We start from the raw sequence: 14,955 nt of genomic DNA on the forward strand, positions 1-14,955 counted from the left end.
AAACTAATCAATTAACAGTTATTATGTTCCGTAGAACAGCTCAATGAATTCTGAATTTATTTAATATCTTTCGATATTGAATTGACTGTGCTGAATAGTTACCGAAGTAACTATTCTGTTGGTCACTCAGTTTAATTGAGACTCTAAATTTGTTTGTCTCGTTACTTGCTCAATAAAGAACGAAGTAGCTCGACTGTTAGAACTCAATCTGTACGAGTGCCCACACAGATGATTGCTTTATATTGTTAAAGAACGTTGCGATTAAAGCGCTTGGCTTCATCTCGCTAGGGCTGCGCATGTTACGCTTTCCTATTTTTTTGTCAACACTTAATTTTAAACTTTCTAAAAAATCTAAACTCAAGTTTTACTCGACTTACTGATTAGCTGCTGCCTCGCTAAGCGTTGCCTGCTCTGCCGTCTCAGTGGGGTGGCATTATAGGGAGATCCAAAAACAGATCAACCCTTTTTTGAAGAAAACATGAAATAAATGACTTTTCGTTGATAATTTAAACTAAACGCCCAAAAATAATACTAAACCGGCCTTTTATCAGCCTCTTTGGCCTACTAAACATAAGAGCTTTTAAATACCTTAAACTCAATGATCATTATTGAAGATCCACAATGCGATCAATATGCGTAGTAAGTAGTAAAAATAGAGTGATACTAATCGTGTTAAGTTACTGACCATTTATAGCGACAGATAAATGACGTGATAACAAGGCATAAATTTTGACATGTAGTTGTTCTACATGAAAAATTTATAACGCAGTTAGCGCTTTATTTAGCTCGCTAGAATGGTTAAATATTTAAGTCGATTGGTATGACTGCTTGCTATTACATTAGAGATGTTTTGAAAGAAAGCAGTGCTTATTTGAGGGAACTTAAGTAGCTTGTTTATTGTTAGGAATTGTAAGCATTAAAAAGCCGAGCATTAAGCTCGGCTTTTTGGTGTCTTTAAGACTTACTCAGCAGACTGCGCGTCTTCTTGAACTTCTTCGTTCGCAGATGTGCGACCTACTAGTTCAATATAAGCCATTGGTGCATTGTCACCAGCACGGAAGCCACACTTGATAATACGAGTGTAACCACCTGGACGGTCTGTGTTACGAGGACCGATTTCACTGAACAATTTACCAACTACTTCTTTATCACGCGTGCGAGCAAACGCTAAACGGCGATTTGCTACACTGTCAGTCTTAGCCAGTGTGATTAAAGGTTCAATTACACGACGTAACTCTTTCGCTTTTGGCAAAGTAGTTTTGATGATTTCATGTTTCACCAAAGAACCTGCCATATTGCTGAACATCGCTTTACGATGGCTGCTGTTACGGTTTAATTGACGACCACTCTTACGATGGCGCATGACCCTATCCTTCTAACTAAACTAATATAGTGATTTAGATTATTCAGCTAGGCTTGCAGGTGGCCAGTTTTCTAGGCGCATACCTAGAGATAGACCACGTGAAGCTAGCACGTCTTTAATTTCAGTCAGAGACTTCTTGCCTAAGTTAGGCGTTTTAAGAAGCTCAACTTCTGTGCGCTGAACTAAATCACCGATATATTGAATTTGCTCGGCTTTCAAACAGTTTGCAGAACGTACTGTTAGTTCAAGATCATCAACTGGACGAAGTAGAATAGGATCGAATTCTGGCTTCTCTTCTTTCTCTTCTGGCTCAGTAACATCACGTAGATCTACGAATGCTTCTAGCTGTTCAGCTAAGATAGTAGACGCACGGCGGATCGCTTCTTCAGGATCTAAAGTGCCGTTTGTTTCCATATCAATGATTAACTTGTCTAAGTCTGTACGTTGTTCAACACGTGCTGATTCAACCGAGTACGCAATACGTTCAACAGGACTAAATGATGCATCAAGCAACAATCTACCAATTGGACGCTCATCGTCATCAGAGGATAATCGGCTTGATGCCGGCACATACCCACGACCACGTTCAACACGAATTCTCATGCTGATCGCACTATTATCTGCCGTTAAATGACAAATAACATGATCTGGGTTAGCAATTGTTACATCGCCGTCGTGCTGAATATCAGCCGCAGTCACAGGGCCTACACCAGACTTAGTCAGGGTAAGAAAAACTTCATCTTTACCTTCCAAAGTAACTGCTAGACCTTTAAGATTTAACAGAATTTCAATGATGTCTTCTTGTACGCCTTCTTTCGCGCTGTATTCGTGCAACACACCGTCGATTTCAACTTCGGTTACTGCACATCCTGGCATTGACGAAAGAAGTATACGGCGTAAGGCATTCCCAAGAGTATGACCGAAGCCACGCTCTAATGGCTCTAAAACTACTTTAGAACGAGTTGGGTTAATAGCGTCGATATCGACTAACCTTGGTTTTAGAAATTCTGTAACAGAACCCTGCATTTTATCCTCTCTTAACTCTTAACTTTACTTAGAGTAAAGTTCGACGATTAGTTGTTCATTGATGTCCGCAGACAGGTCTGAACGCTCTGGTAGGCGTTTAAAATTACCTTCCATTTTCTTACCGTCAACTTCAACCCAAGTCGGTTTTTCACGTTGCTCGGCTAGTTCTAGAGCAGCGATGATACGAGCTTGTGTCTTAGACTTTTCACGGATAACTACTACATCTTCTGGAGTAATTACAAATGAAGGAATGTTCACTACACGACCATTAACTAAAACCGCTTTGTGGCTTACTAACTGACGTGCTTCAGCACGTGTGCTTGCAAAACCCATGCGGTATACAACATTGTCTAAACGTTGCTCTAAAAGCTGTAACAAGTTTTCACCTGTGTTGCCTTTAAGGCGAGCAGCTTCTTTGTAGTAGTTACGGAATTGCTTTTCTAATACACCGTAGATACGACGTACTTTTTGCTTTTCACGTAATTGTAAACCGTAATCAGATAAGCGACCTTTACGAGCGCCGTGCTGACCAGGTGCAGTCTCAAGTTTACACTTAGAGTCGATAGCTCTTACGCCGCTCTTAAGGAACAGGTCAGTACCTTCACGACGACTCAGCTTGAGCTTAGGGCCCAAATATCTTGCCATGTTATTTCTCCTAACCTATTGTTAAACGCGACGTTTCTTCGGTGGACGACAACCATTGTGTGGTATTGGCGTCACGTCAGTGATGTTGGTGATACGGTAACCAGCAGCATTCAAAGCACGTACAGCAGATTCACGACCTGGACCTGGACCTTTAATGAAAACTTCTAGATTTTTTAAACCGTATTCTTGAGCAGCAGTACCTGCACGCTCTGCAGCAACCTGAGCAGCGAATGGTGTAGATTTACGTGAACCACGGAAACCTGAACCACCGGCAGTAGCCCATGATAGTGCATTACCTTGACGGTCGGTAATTGTAACAATAGTGTTGTTGAAAGAAGCATGAACGTGAGCCATACCATCAGCAACTTGCTTTTTAACCTTTTTACGACGAATTGGTGTCTTAGCCATAATACTATCCCCTTATCGCTTAATAGGCTTACGAGGACCCTTACGGGTACGCGCGTTAGTCTTAGTTCTTTGACCACGTAGTGGTAAAGAGCGACGGTGACGTAGGCCACGGTAACAACCAAGGTCCATAAGGCGCTTGATATTCAAAGTAACTTCACGACGAAGGTCACCTTCTACAGTGTACTTGCCAACTTCTTCACGAAGTACGTCAAGTGTTTCGTCTGAAAGTTCACCGATTTTTGTGGTCTCGGCGATACCAGTCGCTACTAAGATAGCCTTAGAGCGAGTCTTACCTATGCCATAAATAGCTGTTAAACCAATAACTGCATGTTTATGATCAGGGACGTTAATGCCAGCGATACGGGCCACTAACACATCTCCTATATTTGAATTCGGTTATCATCTGTTTGAAGAGCCCGTAAGGATACTCAAACGAAGACCAAATCACAACTGAAAACACAGGCCGAGAAACCTCAGCCTGCACGACTTATTAATTAACCTTGCCTTTGCTTATGCTTAGGCTCACTGCAAATTACACGTACAACACCGGCACGTTTAATAACTTTACAGTTACGGCATATTTTCTTAACGGAAGCACGTACTTTCATTGCTCAACTCCGTAAACTGACCTTATCGACCATAGCCTTTAAGGTTCGCTTTTTTCAGCACAGAATCATATTGATGAGACATCATATGAGTCTGTACTTGTGCCATAAAGTCCATGATGACAACAACGATAATCAAAATTGATGTACCGCCGAAGTAGAATGGCGTTTGCCATGCCATCGTCATGAATTCGGGCACCAGACAGATAAAGGTTATATACAAAGCACCTGCCAATGTCAGGCGTGTCATCACTTTATCAATGTATTTCGATGTCTGCTCGCCTGGACGAATACCTGGGATAAATGCGCCAGATTTTTTCAGGTTATCTGCAGTTTCACGTGGGTTAAACACCAACGCTGTATAGAAAAAGCAGAAGAAGATAATAGCCGCAGCTAAAACTAATGCATACAAAGGTTGACCTGGAGTCAACGTTGTAGCAATGGCTTGTAGCACATCAGCGACAGGACCTTCACCCTGGCCGAACCAGCTGGCAATTGTACCAGGGAACAGAATTATACTGCTAGCAAAGATTGGTGGAATAACACCCGCCATGTTTACTTTTAGTGGTAAATGCGTGCTTTGGGCAGCAAATACTTGACGACCTTGTTGGCGTTTTGCGTAGTTAACGACGATACGACGTTGACCACGTTCAAAGAACACTACAAGATAAGTAACAGCGAATACGATTACCGCAATCAATAACAGTGCTAAAACATGTAAATCACCTTGGCGCGCCATTTCGGCTGTCGAACCAATAGCAGACGGCAGGTTAGCTACAATACCAACAAATATCAGAACTGAGATACCGTTACCGATACCACGTTCAGTTATTTGCTCGCCCAACCACATTAGGAACATAGTACCGGTTACTAAGCTCACCACAGCGGTGAAGTAGAAACCGAGACCAGGGTTAACAACTAACCCGTCCATCATACCCGGTAAGCTTGTGGCAATACCGATTGATTGGATAGTAGCAAGCAAGAGCGTGCCGTAGCGTGTGTACTGGCTAATTTTCTTACGACCTTGTTCACCTTCTTTCTTAAGCTCTATAAACGGCGGATACATATGCGTTAATAGTTGCGTAATAATTGAAGCTGTGATGTAAGGCATAATACCCAGTGCTAACACCGAAGCGCGCTCAAGCGCACCACCGCTGAACATGTTAAACATTTCAACAATGGTGCCCTTTTGTTGCTCGAAGAAATCGGCAAGTACAGCGGCGTCAATCCCAGGGATTGGCACAAATGAACCTAGACGGTAAATAATGATAGCGCCCAATACAAATAGTAATCGACGTTTCAATTCCGAAAGCCCACTTTGTGCACTTTGTATATCTTGACCTGGTTTAGCCATTAGTACTTCCTTAGTCTTCTACCTTGCCTCCGGCGGCTTCGATAGCTTCGCGAGCACCTTTAGAGGCTTTAAGGCCTTTAACAGTAACTGCGCGTGAAACTTCGCCAGATTTAACAACTTTAACGAACTGAACGTTCTTTTTAACTAGACCAGCTGCCTGTAACGTACCTAGGTCTACCACATCGCCTTCAACTTTAGCGATTTCGTATAGGTTAATTTCTGCAGATACTAACGATTTGCGAGAAGTGAAACCAAACTTTGGTAGACGACGTTGCATAGGCATTTGACCGCCTTCAAAACCAACGCGTACTTTACCGCCAGAACGTGATTTTTGACCTTTGTGACCACGGCCACCAGTCTTACCAAGACCAGAACCGATACCACGACCAACACGTTTACCAGCAGATTTTGAACCTGCAGCAGGAGAAAGTGTATTCAAATGCATTCGAATTACCCCTCAACCTTAACCATGTATGAAACTTGGTTGATCATACCACGTACACATGCTGTGTCTTCCAACTCAACAGTGTGATTGATACGACGTAAACCAAGACCGCGTAATGTAGCTTTATGCTTCGGTAAACGACCGATAGAGCTCTTTACTTGTGTTACTTTTACAGTTTTATTAGCCATGGTTTACCCCAGAATCTCATCTACTCGAAGACCACGTTTTGCAGCGATAGACTCAGGAGAGTTCATGTTCTCAAGAGCTGAGATCGTTGCACGTACAACGTTGATCGGGTTAGTAGAACCGTAACATTTAGAAAGTACGTTCTGCACACCAGTCACTTCAAGTACTGCACGCATAGCACCACCTGCGATGATACCAGTACCTTCAGATGCTGGTTTCATGAACACTTGTGAGCCAGCATGACGTCCTTTAACAGGATGCTGTAATGTATTGCCATTTAGGTCTACGTTGATCATGTTACGACGTGCTTTTTCCATTGCTTTTTGAATAGCAGCTGGAACTTCACGTGCTTTACCATAACCGAAACCTACTTTACCTGCGCCGTCACCAACTACTGTTAGTGCAGTGAAGCTAAAGATACGACCACCTTTAACTACTTTAGACACACGGTTCACCGCGATTAGCTTTTCAGCTAGATCAGGCTGTTGTTGCTTTGCTTCTACGTTAGCCATTGTCTACTCCTAGAATTGCAAACCGGCTTCACGCGCAGCATCTGCTAGCGCCTTCACACGGCCGTGATATTTAAAGCCACTGCGATCAAAAGCAATCTTTTCGATGCCTTTGTCAGCCGCACGTTCAGCAACTGCTTTACCAACTGCTTGTGCAGCTGCAATGTTGCCTGTGCCTTTAACTGTTTCGCTAATAGCTTTTTCAACAGTAGAAGCAGCAGCCAGTACATTACCCTCAGCGTTTACAACTTGAGCGTAAATGTGACGTGGCGTGCGGTGGATAACAAGACGCGTTGTGCCTTGTTCAATATAATTTCTACGAGTGCGTTTAGCACGACGTAGACGAGCTGTTTTTTTATCCATCGTCTTACCTTACTTCTTCTTAGCCTCTTTACGGCGTACATTCTCATCTGAATAGCGAACACCTTTACCTTTATAAGGCTCAGGTTTACGGTATGCACGAATGTTAGCAGCTGTTTGACCAACTAACTGCTTATCTACGCCCTTAACTAGAACTTCTGTTTGGCTTGGAGTTTCAATCGTAATTCCCTCAGGAACTGCGAAGTTAACTGGGTGTGAGAAACCAAGAGTTAAATCTAATGTTTTACCCTTAGCTGCAGCACGGTAACCAACGCCTACTAACTGAAGTTTCTTCTCGTAACCTTCATGCGTACCAACAACCATGTTGTTGATTAGAGCGCGAGCAGTACCTGCTTGTGCCCATGCATTGGCTACGCCTTCACGAGGTAAAGTTGTAATAACGTTGTCGTTAACTTGTACTTCAACGGCATCGTTGATAGTACGCGTTAATTCACCGTTTTTGCCTTTAACTGTGATGTCCTGGCCTTTTAATGTAACTTCTACACCGGCAGGAACATTAATTGGTGCCTTTGCTATGCGAGACATAGTTCCCCTCCGATTAAGCTACAAAACCAATGATTTCACCACCAACACCAGCACTACGTGCGGCGCGGTCTGTCATTAGGCCTTTAGAAGTTGATACGATAGCGATACCTAGACCACCCATTACCTTCGGTAATTCGTCACGTTTCTTATAGATACGTAAACCAGGGCGGCTAACACGCTGGATATTTTCAATAACAGCTTTGCCTTCGAAGTATTTCAACTCGATAGAAAGCTCAGGTTTAACATCACCACTTACAGTGAAATCAGTGATGTAACCTTCATCTTTTAATACTTTAGCTAATGCTACTTTCAGTTTTGAATTAGGCATCGTTACAGATACTTTCTTCGCTGACTGACCGTTACGGATACGTGTGAACAAATCCGCGATAGGATCTTGCAAGCTCATAGTCTTACTCCCGTGATTCTATTACCAGCTAGCCTTTTTAAGGCCAGGAATTTCACCGCGCATAGCTGCTTCGCGAACTTTAATACGGCTCATGCCGAATTTGCGAAGGTAACCATGTGGGCGGCCCGTAATGTTACAACGATTACGTTGACGTGCAGGGCTAGAATCACGTGGTAAAGCTTGTAGCTTTAATACCGCGTCCCAACGATCATCGTCAGATGTTTTCACATCACTGATGATAGCTTTTAGTGCTGCGCGCTTTTCAGCGTACTGAGCAACTAATTTCGTGCGCTTTGCTTCGCGCGCTTTCATAGAATTCTTTGCCATAACCCTACCCTTATTTCTTGAATGGGAAGTTAAACGCTTCTAACAACGCACGGCCTTCCTCATCTGTTTTCGCAGATGTAGTGATTGTGATATCCATACCGCGTACACGGTCTACTTTATCATAATCAATTTCTGGGAAGATGATTTGTTCACGTACGCCCATGCTGTAGTTACCACGTCCATCAAAAGACTTAGCACTTACACCACGGAAGTCACGGATACGTGGGATAGCGATTGAAACCAAACGCTCAAAAAAGTCCCACATACGCTCGCCGCGTAAGGTTACTTTACAGCCAATTGGGTAGCCTTCACGTACTTTAAAGCCAGCAACAGATTTGCGTGCTTTAGTAATAAGCGGCTTCTGACCAGCAATAGCTTCTAGATCCGCAACAGCGTTATCTAAAATTTTCTTGTCAGCTAGGGCTTCGCCCACACCCATATTCAATGTGATCTTTTCGATCTGAGGGACTTGCATGACAGAGCTGAAACCAAACTTCTCTTGAAGTTCAGCAACTACTTTGTCTTTATATACTTCATGCAGTTTCGCCATCATTCTACTCCAACTATTAGATAGTTTTACCAGTAGATTTAAAGATACGTAATTTCTTACCATCTTCAATCTTGAAACCTACACGATCTGCTTTACTCGTTTCTGAGTTGTAGATCGCAACGTTTGATACGTCAATAGACGCTTCTTTCTCAACAATGCCGCCAGGCTGGTTCAATTGTGGAACCGGCTTTTGGTGCTTCTTGATTAAGTTAATGCCTTCGACAAATACTCGACCAGACTCGGTAACAACTGAAAGCACTTTGCCGCGCTTACCTTTGTCTTTACCTGCTAGAACGATTACTTCGTCATCACGACGGATTTTTGCTGCCATGATTGACTCCTTACAGTACTTCTGGGGCTAGTGAAACGATTTTCATGAACTTGTCAGTACGAAGTTCGCGTGTCACAGGGCCGAAAATACGTGTACCAATTGGCTGCAAGTTATCATTTAAGATAACAGCCGCATTGCTGTCAAAACGGATCAAAGAACCATCTGGACGACGAACGCCTTTCTTAGTACGCACAACTACCGCGTTTTTAACATCACCTTTCTTCACTTTACCGCGAGGAATCGCTTCTTTTACAGAAACTTTAATGATGTCACCAATCGCTGCATAACGACGGTGCGAACCGCCTAAGACTTTAATACACTGCACTTTGCGAGCGCCGCTGTTATCAGCAACTTCCAGCTGAGTTTGCATTTGGATCATGTTAATGACCTCCGGTGTAGTTATTACAACTGCCTTAAATCGTTTAAAATCAAGACATTTAGGTTAAAAACCACTCAAAAAGCAATCTAGTTGCATTCCAAGGGCGGGCAATTGTATCAGCATTGAGGGGGTAGTGGTAGGTTATTTTTTAATTAATTTCGAAATACGAGGGTGGTTATTTTGCTGGGCAAACAAATTTTGCTATTTTAACATTGATTATAAAACGATCAGGGCAAATTTATGCCCTGATTGTTTTATCACCGAATAAAATCGACATTAATTACCAAATAAGCCTTTTAACTTATCTTTAATTTTATCTTTGGCTTTCTCTTTTACTTCATCTTCTGCTGCTTTGCTTACATCTAAACTGAAGCCAACATCATGGAATGGCCCTTTAATGCGTACCGGTATCTTAAAGCCTGTACTATCATCTGTAGTACCTTGCCCTTCTAGAGAATCTACAATACCGGTTACTAAACGATAGTTCACTGTCGTCTTAGGTAAATCAACATCACCTTCTCCAGTAATTCTAATTAATGGGCTTAACATCGATAAATCAGTATTTTTGCCAACACCATTGGTAAATATAAAGCTTCCCGTTAATGCTGAGAAATCGGTTTGCTGTGAATTATCAAAGCCAGTATCCAGTCCTTCAGATACAGCGCCTAAGTTCCCTTTGATAAGCTCTTTACCTTTGCGTACCATTTCAGCGATATTGGCTCCTTTCACTGCGCCATCAGCAAACTCAAATGCCAACTTGCCTTGCAGGGCACCCATAAAGTCTTTTTGGCTTTGCCCTGATGTGGCTAAATCCCAATTAAGTGAGCCTTTACCCATTAGCTTGTCAAAACCAGCTGCATCGGTTAGTAATGGTTGGGCATCGATTTTATCTAATGAGAAGTTGGTGGCTATTTTATATGGTGTTTGTTTCGCATTTACAGTAATTGTGCCTTTACCATTACCTTCGTAAGCGGCAAATTTATCTAGACTAACTGAAGCAACTGCATTTTTCAGATTAACTGTAAATTGATTGGCTCCAAGTTTGATCTCATTCGCCTTCAAACCACTTGAGCGGATCACAACATTAGCATCAAGGGCGTTTAAGCCACTCAAGTCCATTTTGGTGTCATCCCAAATAATCGGCTGCACAGGCGCATCCTTTGCTGGCTCTGGTGCTTCGGCTTGTGCAACTGCTTCTGGTAGGTATGGATTTAAATCAAGCATGCCCAAGTCTATATCTGCGGTTACAGCTAGGCGCTTGCCAAGGTTTAACTCACTCTTACCCTTGATCTCTAGCGCATCCAATGTCGCAACTAATTCAGCTAGGTTAAATTTGTCACCTTGCATGCGCATTTTGCCACTCACGCTAAAGGTATTAAATGCGTTATCTTTGGCATTGAGCTCTACCCCCTGCCATTTAGCAATGTCTTTTACAGAATCACCGTTAAGCGCTAATTGACCTTGAATATCTTTACCTTGATCAGCAATTGAGCCTTTAAACTCAACATCTACCAATCGAGAAGTCACACTCTTAGTAACATTAAAGGTATCACCTTCAATTGCTTTAGCCGGGTTATCAACCGTTACATCCAGTTCAAAGCGCTCTTGCATATAAGTAATTGCGCCTTTTACTTCTAATGTTTTATGTAATGAAGGCAGTAAAATTGCTAACTCGAGATCGCTGATCTCTTGTTTAACGCCAGTCGCACCATCTAAGTACACAAACTTACCACCGTAAATTGCCACTTCACCTAATGCAATATCAAAGTTTTCAGGTAACTTTACTGAGCCACTATTTTGTTGTTGAGCTGTAGGCTGCTCTGCAACTGCATCAAACAATTGCCAGTTGGCTTTACCATTTTTATCTGTTTCGAGCAGAATATTTGGCTCATTGATCACAAACTTTTCTAATTTAAGTTCACCGCCAAATAGCGAAAACCACGGAATATGAATGGCCAATTGCTGCATACTTGCCATATCAGCGCGTGAGCCCGTTTTCATATTGGCAAAGTGCACATCTTCAAGTTCAAGTTTTAATGAGGGGAAAACAGATAGGGTTTTATCACCTTTAATCGTTAAAGTACGGCCTGTGGTTTGTTCAACCTGCTCAGAGACTTTATTAAAAATGGCATCGGTGGGAATTAAAAATGGCGCAGCAACAATTAAAGCAACAAGCAATAACAGTATAACGCCAATAACTTTAAATAAGGTTTTCATGATCATCCTTTCAAATGTGCAAATAATACTCTTATCATAGCGGGAGTTACGCTGAAAATCATTGCCCGATATAGAAAAAAGCAATTTCTCCAACTCTACAAGTTGGTATCTGAATCCCCCCTGAAACATTTTGATACCTTTAGGTTACAAAAACAAGTTGACCAAATGATACCTCAAGGTTACATTGATACCTGTAGGTTACAATTTATTTAGATTAACACTTTCACAGGATGGATTTTATGAAACAACAAGATATTAAAACCGAAGAAAAATTTATGAACCATAATGCATGGTTTTGTACAAGCGCTGGCATAGTTTGTTTACTTCTCAGTGTTTACTCACTAACTAACCATGATATAGAAGAGATGACAATTCTTGGAATTAGCGTTTTATTTTATATGGTTGTAACTGCTATTTTTATAATTAAAGCAGGCTTTCCGTTAAAAATGTATTTTAAATATGCCTATAAAGATGAGTTTCTAAACACCATTGACACTAATGCCTATAAACATACAAGTTGTGCATTTGGGGTTTGCCTTCTTGGTGTTTTGTATAATAACGATGCAATACCTAGCGAGGTTTCGCATGCAAATATGGCTATATTTTACCTAGGTATTATACTTTTGGTGTATGGCATATCGACCCTTTGGCAGAGCCGTGATTAGGAAGTAATGTGCAAAACCATATAGCAGAATTTCGCAAAGCCGCAGGGCTGTCGCAACAAGACCTAGCCGATGCGATTAATGTTTCGCGCAAAACCATTAGCACAATCGAAACATCTCGCTTTACACCGTCGGTGGTCATTGCATTGAAAATAGCGCTACACTTTAATACCTCAGTTGAGCGTCTATTTATACTCAATGAGCAGGATTAAAACAGCAATTATGCAATCTTGAGATTTCATAACTATCTTGATTGCATCCCTTGTATTCTTCGGTATGATGCACAGCCCTGTTGTTCTAAGCCATTTTGCGCTAAAATTAAACAACTGAAAATGTATCTAACCGGAGTACCATCAGGCATGAAAAAACTGCTCATTTCCCCCTCACAAATGGCATTAAGCGAGCAAGAAGGCCATATTTATCAAAATATTCTAAAGCAGGCTTCTGAAATCAGCTTAAACCTGATGGCGGTAAAAATAGAAAATCACCCTGAAGACTTCTTGGGTTGGTGCTATGAATTACTGAGCGCTAGTCGCGATCGTATCAATCACGATTTACTTGAAACAAAGCAATTACCGGTTTTAAAAAAACTTCATGACCTATTAATTTCAGCTATTAGCTTTTTGCAATTAAAAACACTTCGTGTCGCGCCTTGGCCGGTTGTCAGTGTATTTGTTGAACAGCACAAAGACACATTAGCGCTTGATGAGCAGTTACGTCTGACTCAGTATATTGCTAGTATCCGTGAGCAATCTTTAAAAGAGATGATCCCTGAAGACTTATTAACCTTTACTGGTAAACATACTTCAGCGCTTGATCCAAGTAGCTATAACTTTGATGTTGAATGGTTTAGCTCTACAAAGAGCGCCAAAGCCTTTCATCAAATGCTTGCAGACCTACCCGCTTTATTTGATGAAGCGTTAGCACACATTCCTCTTGAAGGTGAAGTAACAGAAGCTAATTACCAAGATTTTGTGCTTAAATACGTACATGCTTTTACCGATAATAATGAGAAACCAACGCTAGCACCTGCAACTCGTCTGTTGGCAATGCGTCGCCCTGATGTATTTACGCCAATTAATAACTCACGTCTAGACTCATTATGCTCTGCGTTAGCAATTACCAAACTCAGTAATCGTGATTTTGCACGCTACTGGCAAGATATTGTACAAGCTGTGCATGCTATGTCTTGGTTTAAAATGGCCAATGGTGATAGCGAACAAGATCAACAACTTGTAGCAATCAAAGCTCTTATACCATGTTTTTTCTATTATGCAGATACGACTACTGCTGAAAACTCAAACTATATCAAATTATTAAATAAACCGAAGCGGGCTACAAGTACCACCACTAAAAAAGTACGTCGTGGCAAAGAGTCTGCTGAAATACTCGTTGACCGCGCTCTTGCTGCCGAAGATATGCCAGAACATATCCGTGCGAAACGTGACTCAATTATCAGTGAAGTACAAAAAGGCCGAGGGGTTGCTGAGACTATCAGCCTGATGCGTACTATCTTTGGCTAAACCCCAGTAAAGAATACAAAAACCCGCTGCAACTGATTTGTGCATGCGGGTTTTTTTATGCACCAACTAAGTGCACAACAATCAATCAAGATTCTCCTATCATTCTAAGCTCACAATTTAACCACATGTTTTAAAAAGATATTAAATTTATTTTAAGGATTTTTATCTAACTTGGCATAAGCGGTGCAATTATCCAATCAGACAACTAGAAATGGGACCAGCAATTTATAGACTGCAATCTAATTAATAATTGCTTAACCAAAAAATCAGCATAACAACAGGATACTAAACATGTTAAAACTAAAATCAGCGATTGCTATCAGCACACTTGCATTTATGGCAGCTACATCAACAGCAGCTTATGCCGAAGTTACAGCCAACGCCGCCGCAACGTCAAACTACTTATGGCGTGGTCAAGAACAAACTGGTGGTGATGCAGCTATATCTGGCGGTATTGATTACGCCAGCGAGTCAGGCTTTTATGCAGGTACTTGGGCATCTAATGCTAGTTGGGCCGATGGAATGACCTATGAGCTTGACCTTTACGCAGGCTTTGGTGGTGATATTAATGAAAACATGAGTTACGACGTTGGTTACATCTATTATGCATACCCAGATGCTGCATCAGGTGCTGATGCAGATTTTTCTGAAATCTACGGTAGCATTAGCATGGGCGGCTTTAGTTTTGGCGCTTCAGTGCTTGCAACTTCAGCGGCAAGTGGTGATGGCACAGATTTTGGTGACTCATTGTACTTAACCGCAGATTATGGATTTGCACTTGGTAGTAATGGTACTGAAATGGCACTGCACCTAGGTCATTATTCTGGCGATTTTATTGGTGATGACGACATCATCGACTACGGTGTGTCTATTTCTAAAGATGGTTTCACTTTTGGCCTATCAGATACAGATATGGATGACAGTGATATTAAGGCTTACGTTGCTTTTGCAATGGACTTTAGCCTATAAAAAGAATGTGTTACTTGCTGCAACACTAAGGGCCGCAAGGCCCTTTCTCGATCTTGGTAAGCGGTAAGCGGTAAGCGGTAAGCGGTAAGCGGTAAGCGGTAAGCGGTAAGCGGTAAGCGGTAACCCACGCAGAGAAAGCGTCGT

22 protein-coding genes are annotated in these 14,955 nt (G+C 41.8%); 4 read left to right on the top strand and 18 right to left on the bottom strand.

Features of this window, described 5'->3' with window-relative positions:
- Window positions 1-961: 961 nt before the first annotated feature.
- The 18 genes from rplQ to CWB85_RS16910 form a co-directional block, all read right to left on the bottom strand.
- Window positions 962-1,363: a 50S ribosomal protein L17 gene (rplQ, locus tag CWB85_RS16825; protein WP_016710207.1), complete on the bottom strand. Its 402-nt coding sequence runs from the start codon at window positions 1,361-1,363 to the stop codon at window positions 962-964.
- A 39-nt stretch (window positions 1,364-1,402) separates the two neighbouring features.
- A complete protein-coding gene (locus CWB85_RS16830) occupies window positions 1,403-2,389 on the bottom strand; it encodes a DNA-directed RNA polymerase subunit alpha (RefSeq protein WP_016710206.1) in 987 nt (328 codons plus the stop codon).
- Between the two features lie 24 nt (window positions 2,390-2,413).
- Window positions 2,414-3,034, bottom strand: coding sequence for a 30S ribosomal protein S4 (gene rpsD / locus CWB85_RS16835; RefSeq protein WP_016710205.1), 621 nt, complete (start codon window positions 3,032-3,034; stop codon window positions 2,414-2,416).
- Between the two features lie 21 nt (window positions 3,035-3,055).
- A complete protein-coding gene (gene rpsK / locus CWB85_RS16840) occupies window positions 3,056-3,442 on the bottom strand; it encodes a 30S ribosomal protein S11 (RefSeq protein WP_002959471.1) in 387 nt (128 codons plus the stop codon).
- Between the two features lie 12 nt (window positions 3,443-3,454).
- A complete protein-coding gene (gene rpsM, locus CWB85_RS16845) occupies window positions 3,455-3,811 on the bottom strand; it encodes a 30S ribosomal protein S13 (protein WP_016710204.1) in 357 nt (118 codons plus the stop codon).
- Between the two features lie 125 nt (window positions 3,812-3,936).
- The gene (rpmJ, locus tag CWB85_RS16850) at window positions 3,937-4,050 is read right to left on the bottom strand and encodes a 50S ribosomal protein L36 (protein WP_002959476.1); all 114 of its coding nucleotides are present in this window, start codon (window positions 4,048-4,050) and stop codon (window positions 3,937-3,939) included.
- Between the two features lie 22 nt (window positions 4,051-4,072).
- Window positions 4,073-5,401: a preprotein translocase subunit SecY gene (gene secY / locus CWB85_RS16855; RefSeq protein WP_016710203.1), complete on the bottom strand. Its 1,329-nt coding sequence runs from the start codon at window positions 5,399-5,401 to the stop codon at window positions 4,073-4,075.
- A 10-nt stretch (window positions 5,402-5,411) separates the two neighbouring features.
- Window positions 5,412-5,846: a 50S ribosomal protein L15 gene (gene rplO / locus CWB85_RS16860; protein WP_016710202.1), complete on the bottom strand. Its 435-nt coding sequence runs from the start codon at window positions 5,844-5,846 to the stop codon at window positions 5,412-5,414.
- Between the two features lie 5 nt (window positions 5,847-5,851).
- Window positions 5,852-6,034: a 50S ribosomal protein L30 gene (gene rpmD, locus CWB85_RS16865; protein WP_016710201.1), complete on the bottom strand. Its 183-nt coding sequence runs from the start codon at window positions 6,032-6,034 to the stop codon at window positions 5,852-5,854.
- Window positions 6,035-6,037: 3 nt separating this feature from the next.
- Window positions 6,038-6,544, bottom strand: coding sequence for a 30S ribosomal protein S5 (rpsE, locus tag CWB85_RS16870; protein WP_016710200.1), 507 nt, complete (start codon window positions 6,542-6,544; stop codon window positions 6,038-6,040).
- A 9-nt stretch (window positions 6,545-6,553) separates the two neighbouring features.
- Window positions 6,554-6,904 carry a 50S ribosomal protein L18 gene (gene rplR / locus CWB85_RS16875; protein WP_016710199.1) on the bottom strand — a complete coding sequence of 117 codons (351 nt, stop codon included), beginning with the start codon at window positions 6,902-6,904 and terminating at the stop codon, window positions 6,554-6,556.
- Window positions 6,905-6,913: 9 nt separating this feature from the next.
- Complete coding sequence (rplF, locus tag CWB85_RS16880) at window positions 6,914-7,447, bottom strand: 50S ribosomal protein L6 (RefSeq protein ID WP_016710198.1); 534 nt, start codon at window positions 7,445-7,447, stop codon at window positions 6,914-6,916.
- A 13-nt stretch (window positions 7,448-7,460) separates the two neighbouring features.
- Window positions 7,461-7,853, bottom strand: coding sequence for a 30S ribosomal protein S8 (gene rpsH, locus CWB85_RS16885; RefSeq protein WP_016710197.1), 393 nt, complete (start codon window positions 7,851-7,853; stop codon window positions 7,461-7,463).
- Between the two features lie 21 nt (window positions 7,854-7,874).
- Window positions 7,875-8,180 carry a 30S ribosomal protein S14 gene (gene rpsN, locus CWB85_RS16890; RefSeq protein ID WP_016710196.1) on the bottom strand — a complete coding sequence of 102 codons (306 nt, stop codon included), beginning with the start codon at window positions 8,178-8,180 and terminating at the stop codon, window positions 7,875-7,877.
- Window positions 8,181-8,190: 10 nt separating this feature from the next.
- Window positions 8,191-8,730: a 50S ribosomal protein L5 gene (gene rplE / locus CWB85_RS16895; protein WP_016710195.1), complete on the bottom strand. Its 540-nt coding sequence runs from the start codon at window positions 8,728-8,730 to the stop codon at window positions 8,191-8,193.
- 16 nt (window positions 8,731-8,746) lie between these two features.
- The gene (rplX, locus tag CWB85_RS16900) at window positions 8,747-9,061 is read right to left on the bottom strand and encodes a 50S ribosomal protein L24 (protein ID WP_138555508.1); all 315 of its coding nucleotides are present in this window, start codon (window positions 9,059-9,061) and stop codon (window positions 8,747-8,749) included.
- A gap of 10 nt (window positions 9,062-9,071) precedes the next feature.
- Window positions 9,072-9,440: a 50S ribosomal protein L14 gene (gene rplN / locus CWB85_RS16905; RefSeq protein WP_138555509.1), complete on the bottom strand. Its 369-nt coding sequence runs from the start codon at window positions 9,438-9,440 to the stop codon at window positions 9,072-9,074.
- 276 nt (window positions 9,441-9,716) lie between these two features.
- Complete coding sequence (locus CWB85_RS16910; protein WP_138555510.1) at window positions 9,717-11,657, bottom strand: AsmA family protein; 1,941 nt, start codon at window positions 11,655-11,657, stop codon at window positions 9,717-9,719.
- Window positions 11,658-11,896: 239 nt separating this feature from the next.
- Between CWB85_RS16910 and CWB85_RS16915 the strand changes: the two genes are divergently transcribed.
- The 4 genes from CWB85_RS16915 (at window position 11,897) to CWB85_RS16930 (ending at window position 14,811) form a co-directional block, all read left to right on the top strand.
- The gene (locus CWB85_RS16915) at window positions 11,897-12,322 is read left to right on the top strand and encodes a hypothetical protein (RefSeq protein WP_138555511.1); all 426 of its coding nucleotides are present in this window, start codon (window positions 11,897-11,899) and stop codon (window positions 12,320-12,322) included.
- A gap of 8 nt (window positions 12,323-12,330) precedes the next feature.
- Complete coding sequence (locus CWB85_RS16920; protein ID WP_138555512.1) at window positions 12,331-12,531, top strand: helix-turn-helix transcriptional regulator; 201 nt, start codon at window positions 12,331-12,333, stop codon at window positions 12,529-12,531.
- 147 nt (window positions 12,532-12,678) lie between these two features.
- Window positions 12,679-13,842 (top strand): hypothetical protein, encoded by a 1,164-nt coding sequence (locus CWB85_RS16925; protein WP_138555513.1) that lies wholly within the window; start codon window positions 12,679-12,681, stop codon window positions 13,840-13,842.
- Between the two features lie 291 nt (window positions 13,843-14,133).
- Window positions 14,134-14,811, top strand: coding sequence for a TorF family putative porin (locus tag CWB85_RS16930; RefSeq protein WP_016710189.1), 678 nt, complete (start codon window positions 14,134-14,136; stop codon window positions 14,809-14,811).
- Window positions 14,812-14,955 lie beyond the last annotated feature (144 nt).

The organism is Pseudoalteromonas sp. S1727 (assembly GCF_005886375.1).
Taxonomy (GTDB): domain Bacteria; phylum Pseudomonadota; class Gammaproteobacteria; order Enterobacterales; family Alteromonadaceae; genus Pseudoalteromonas; species Pseudoalteromonas haloplanktis.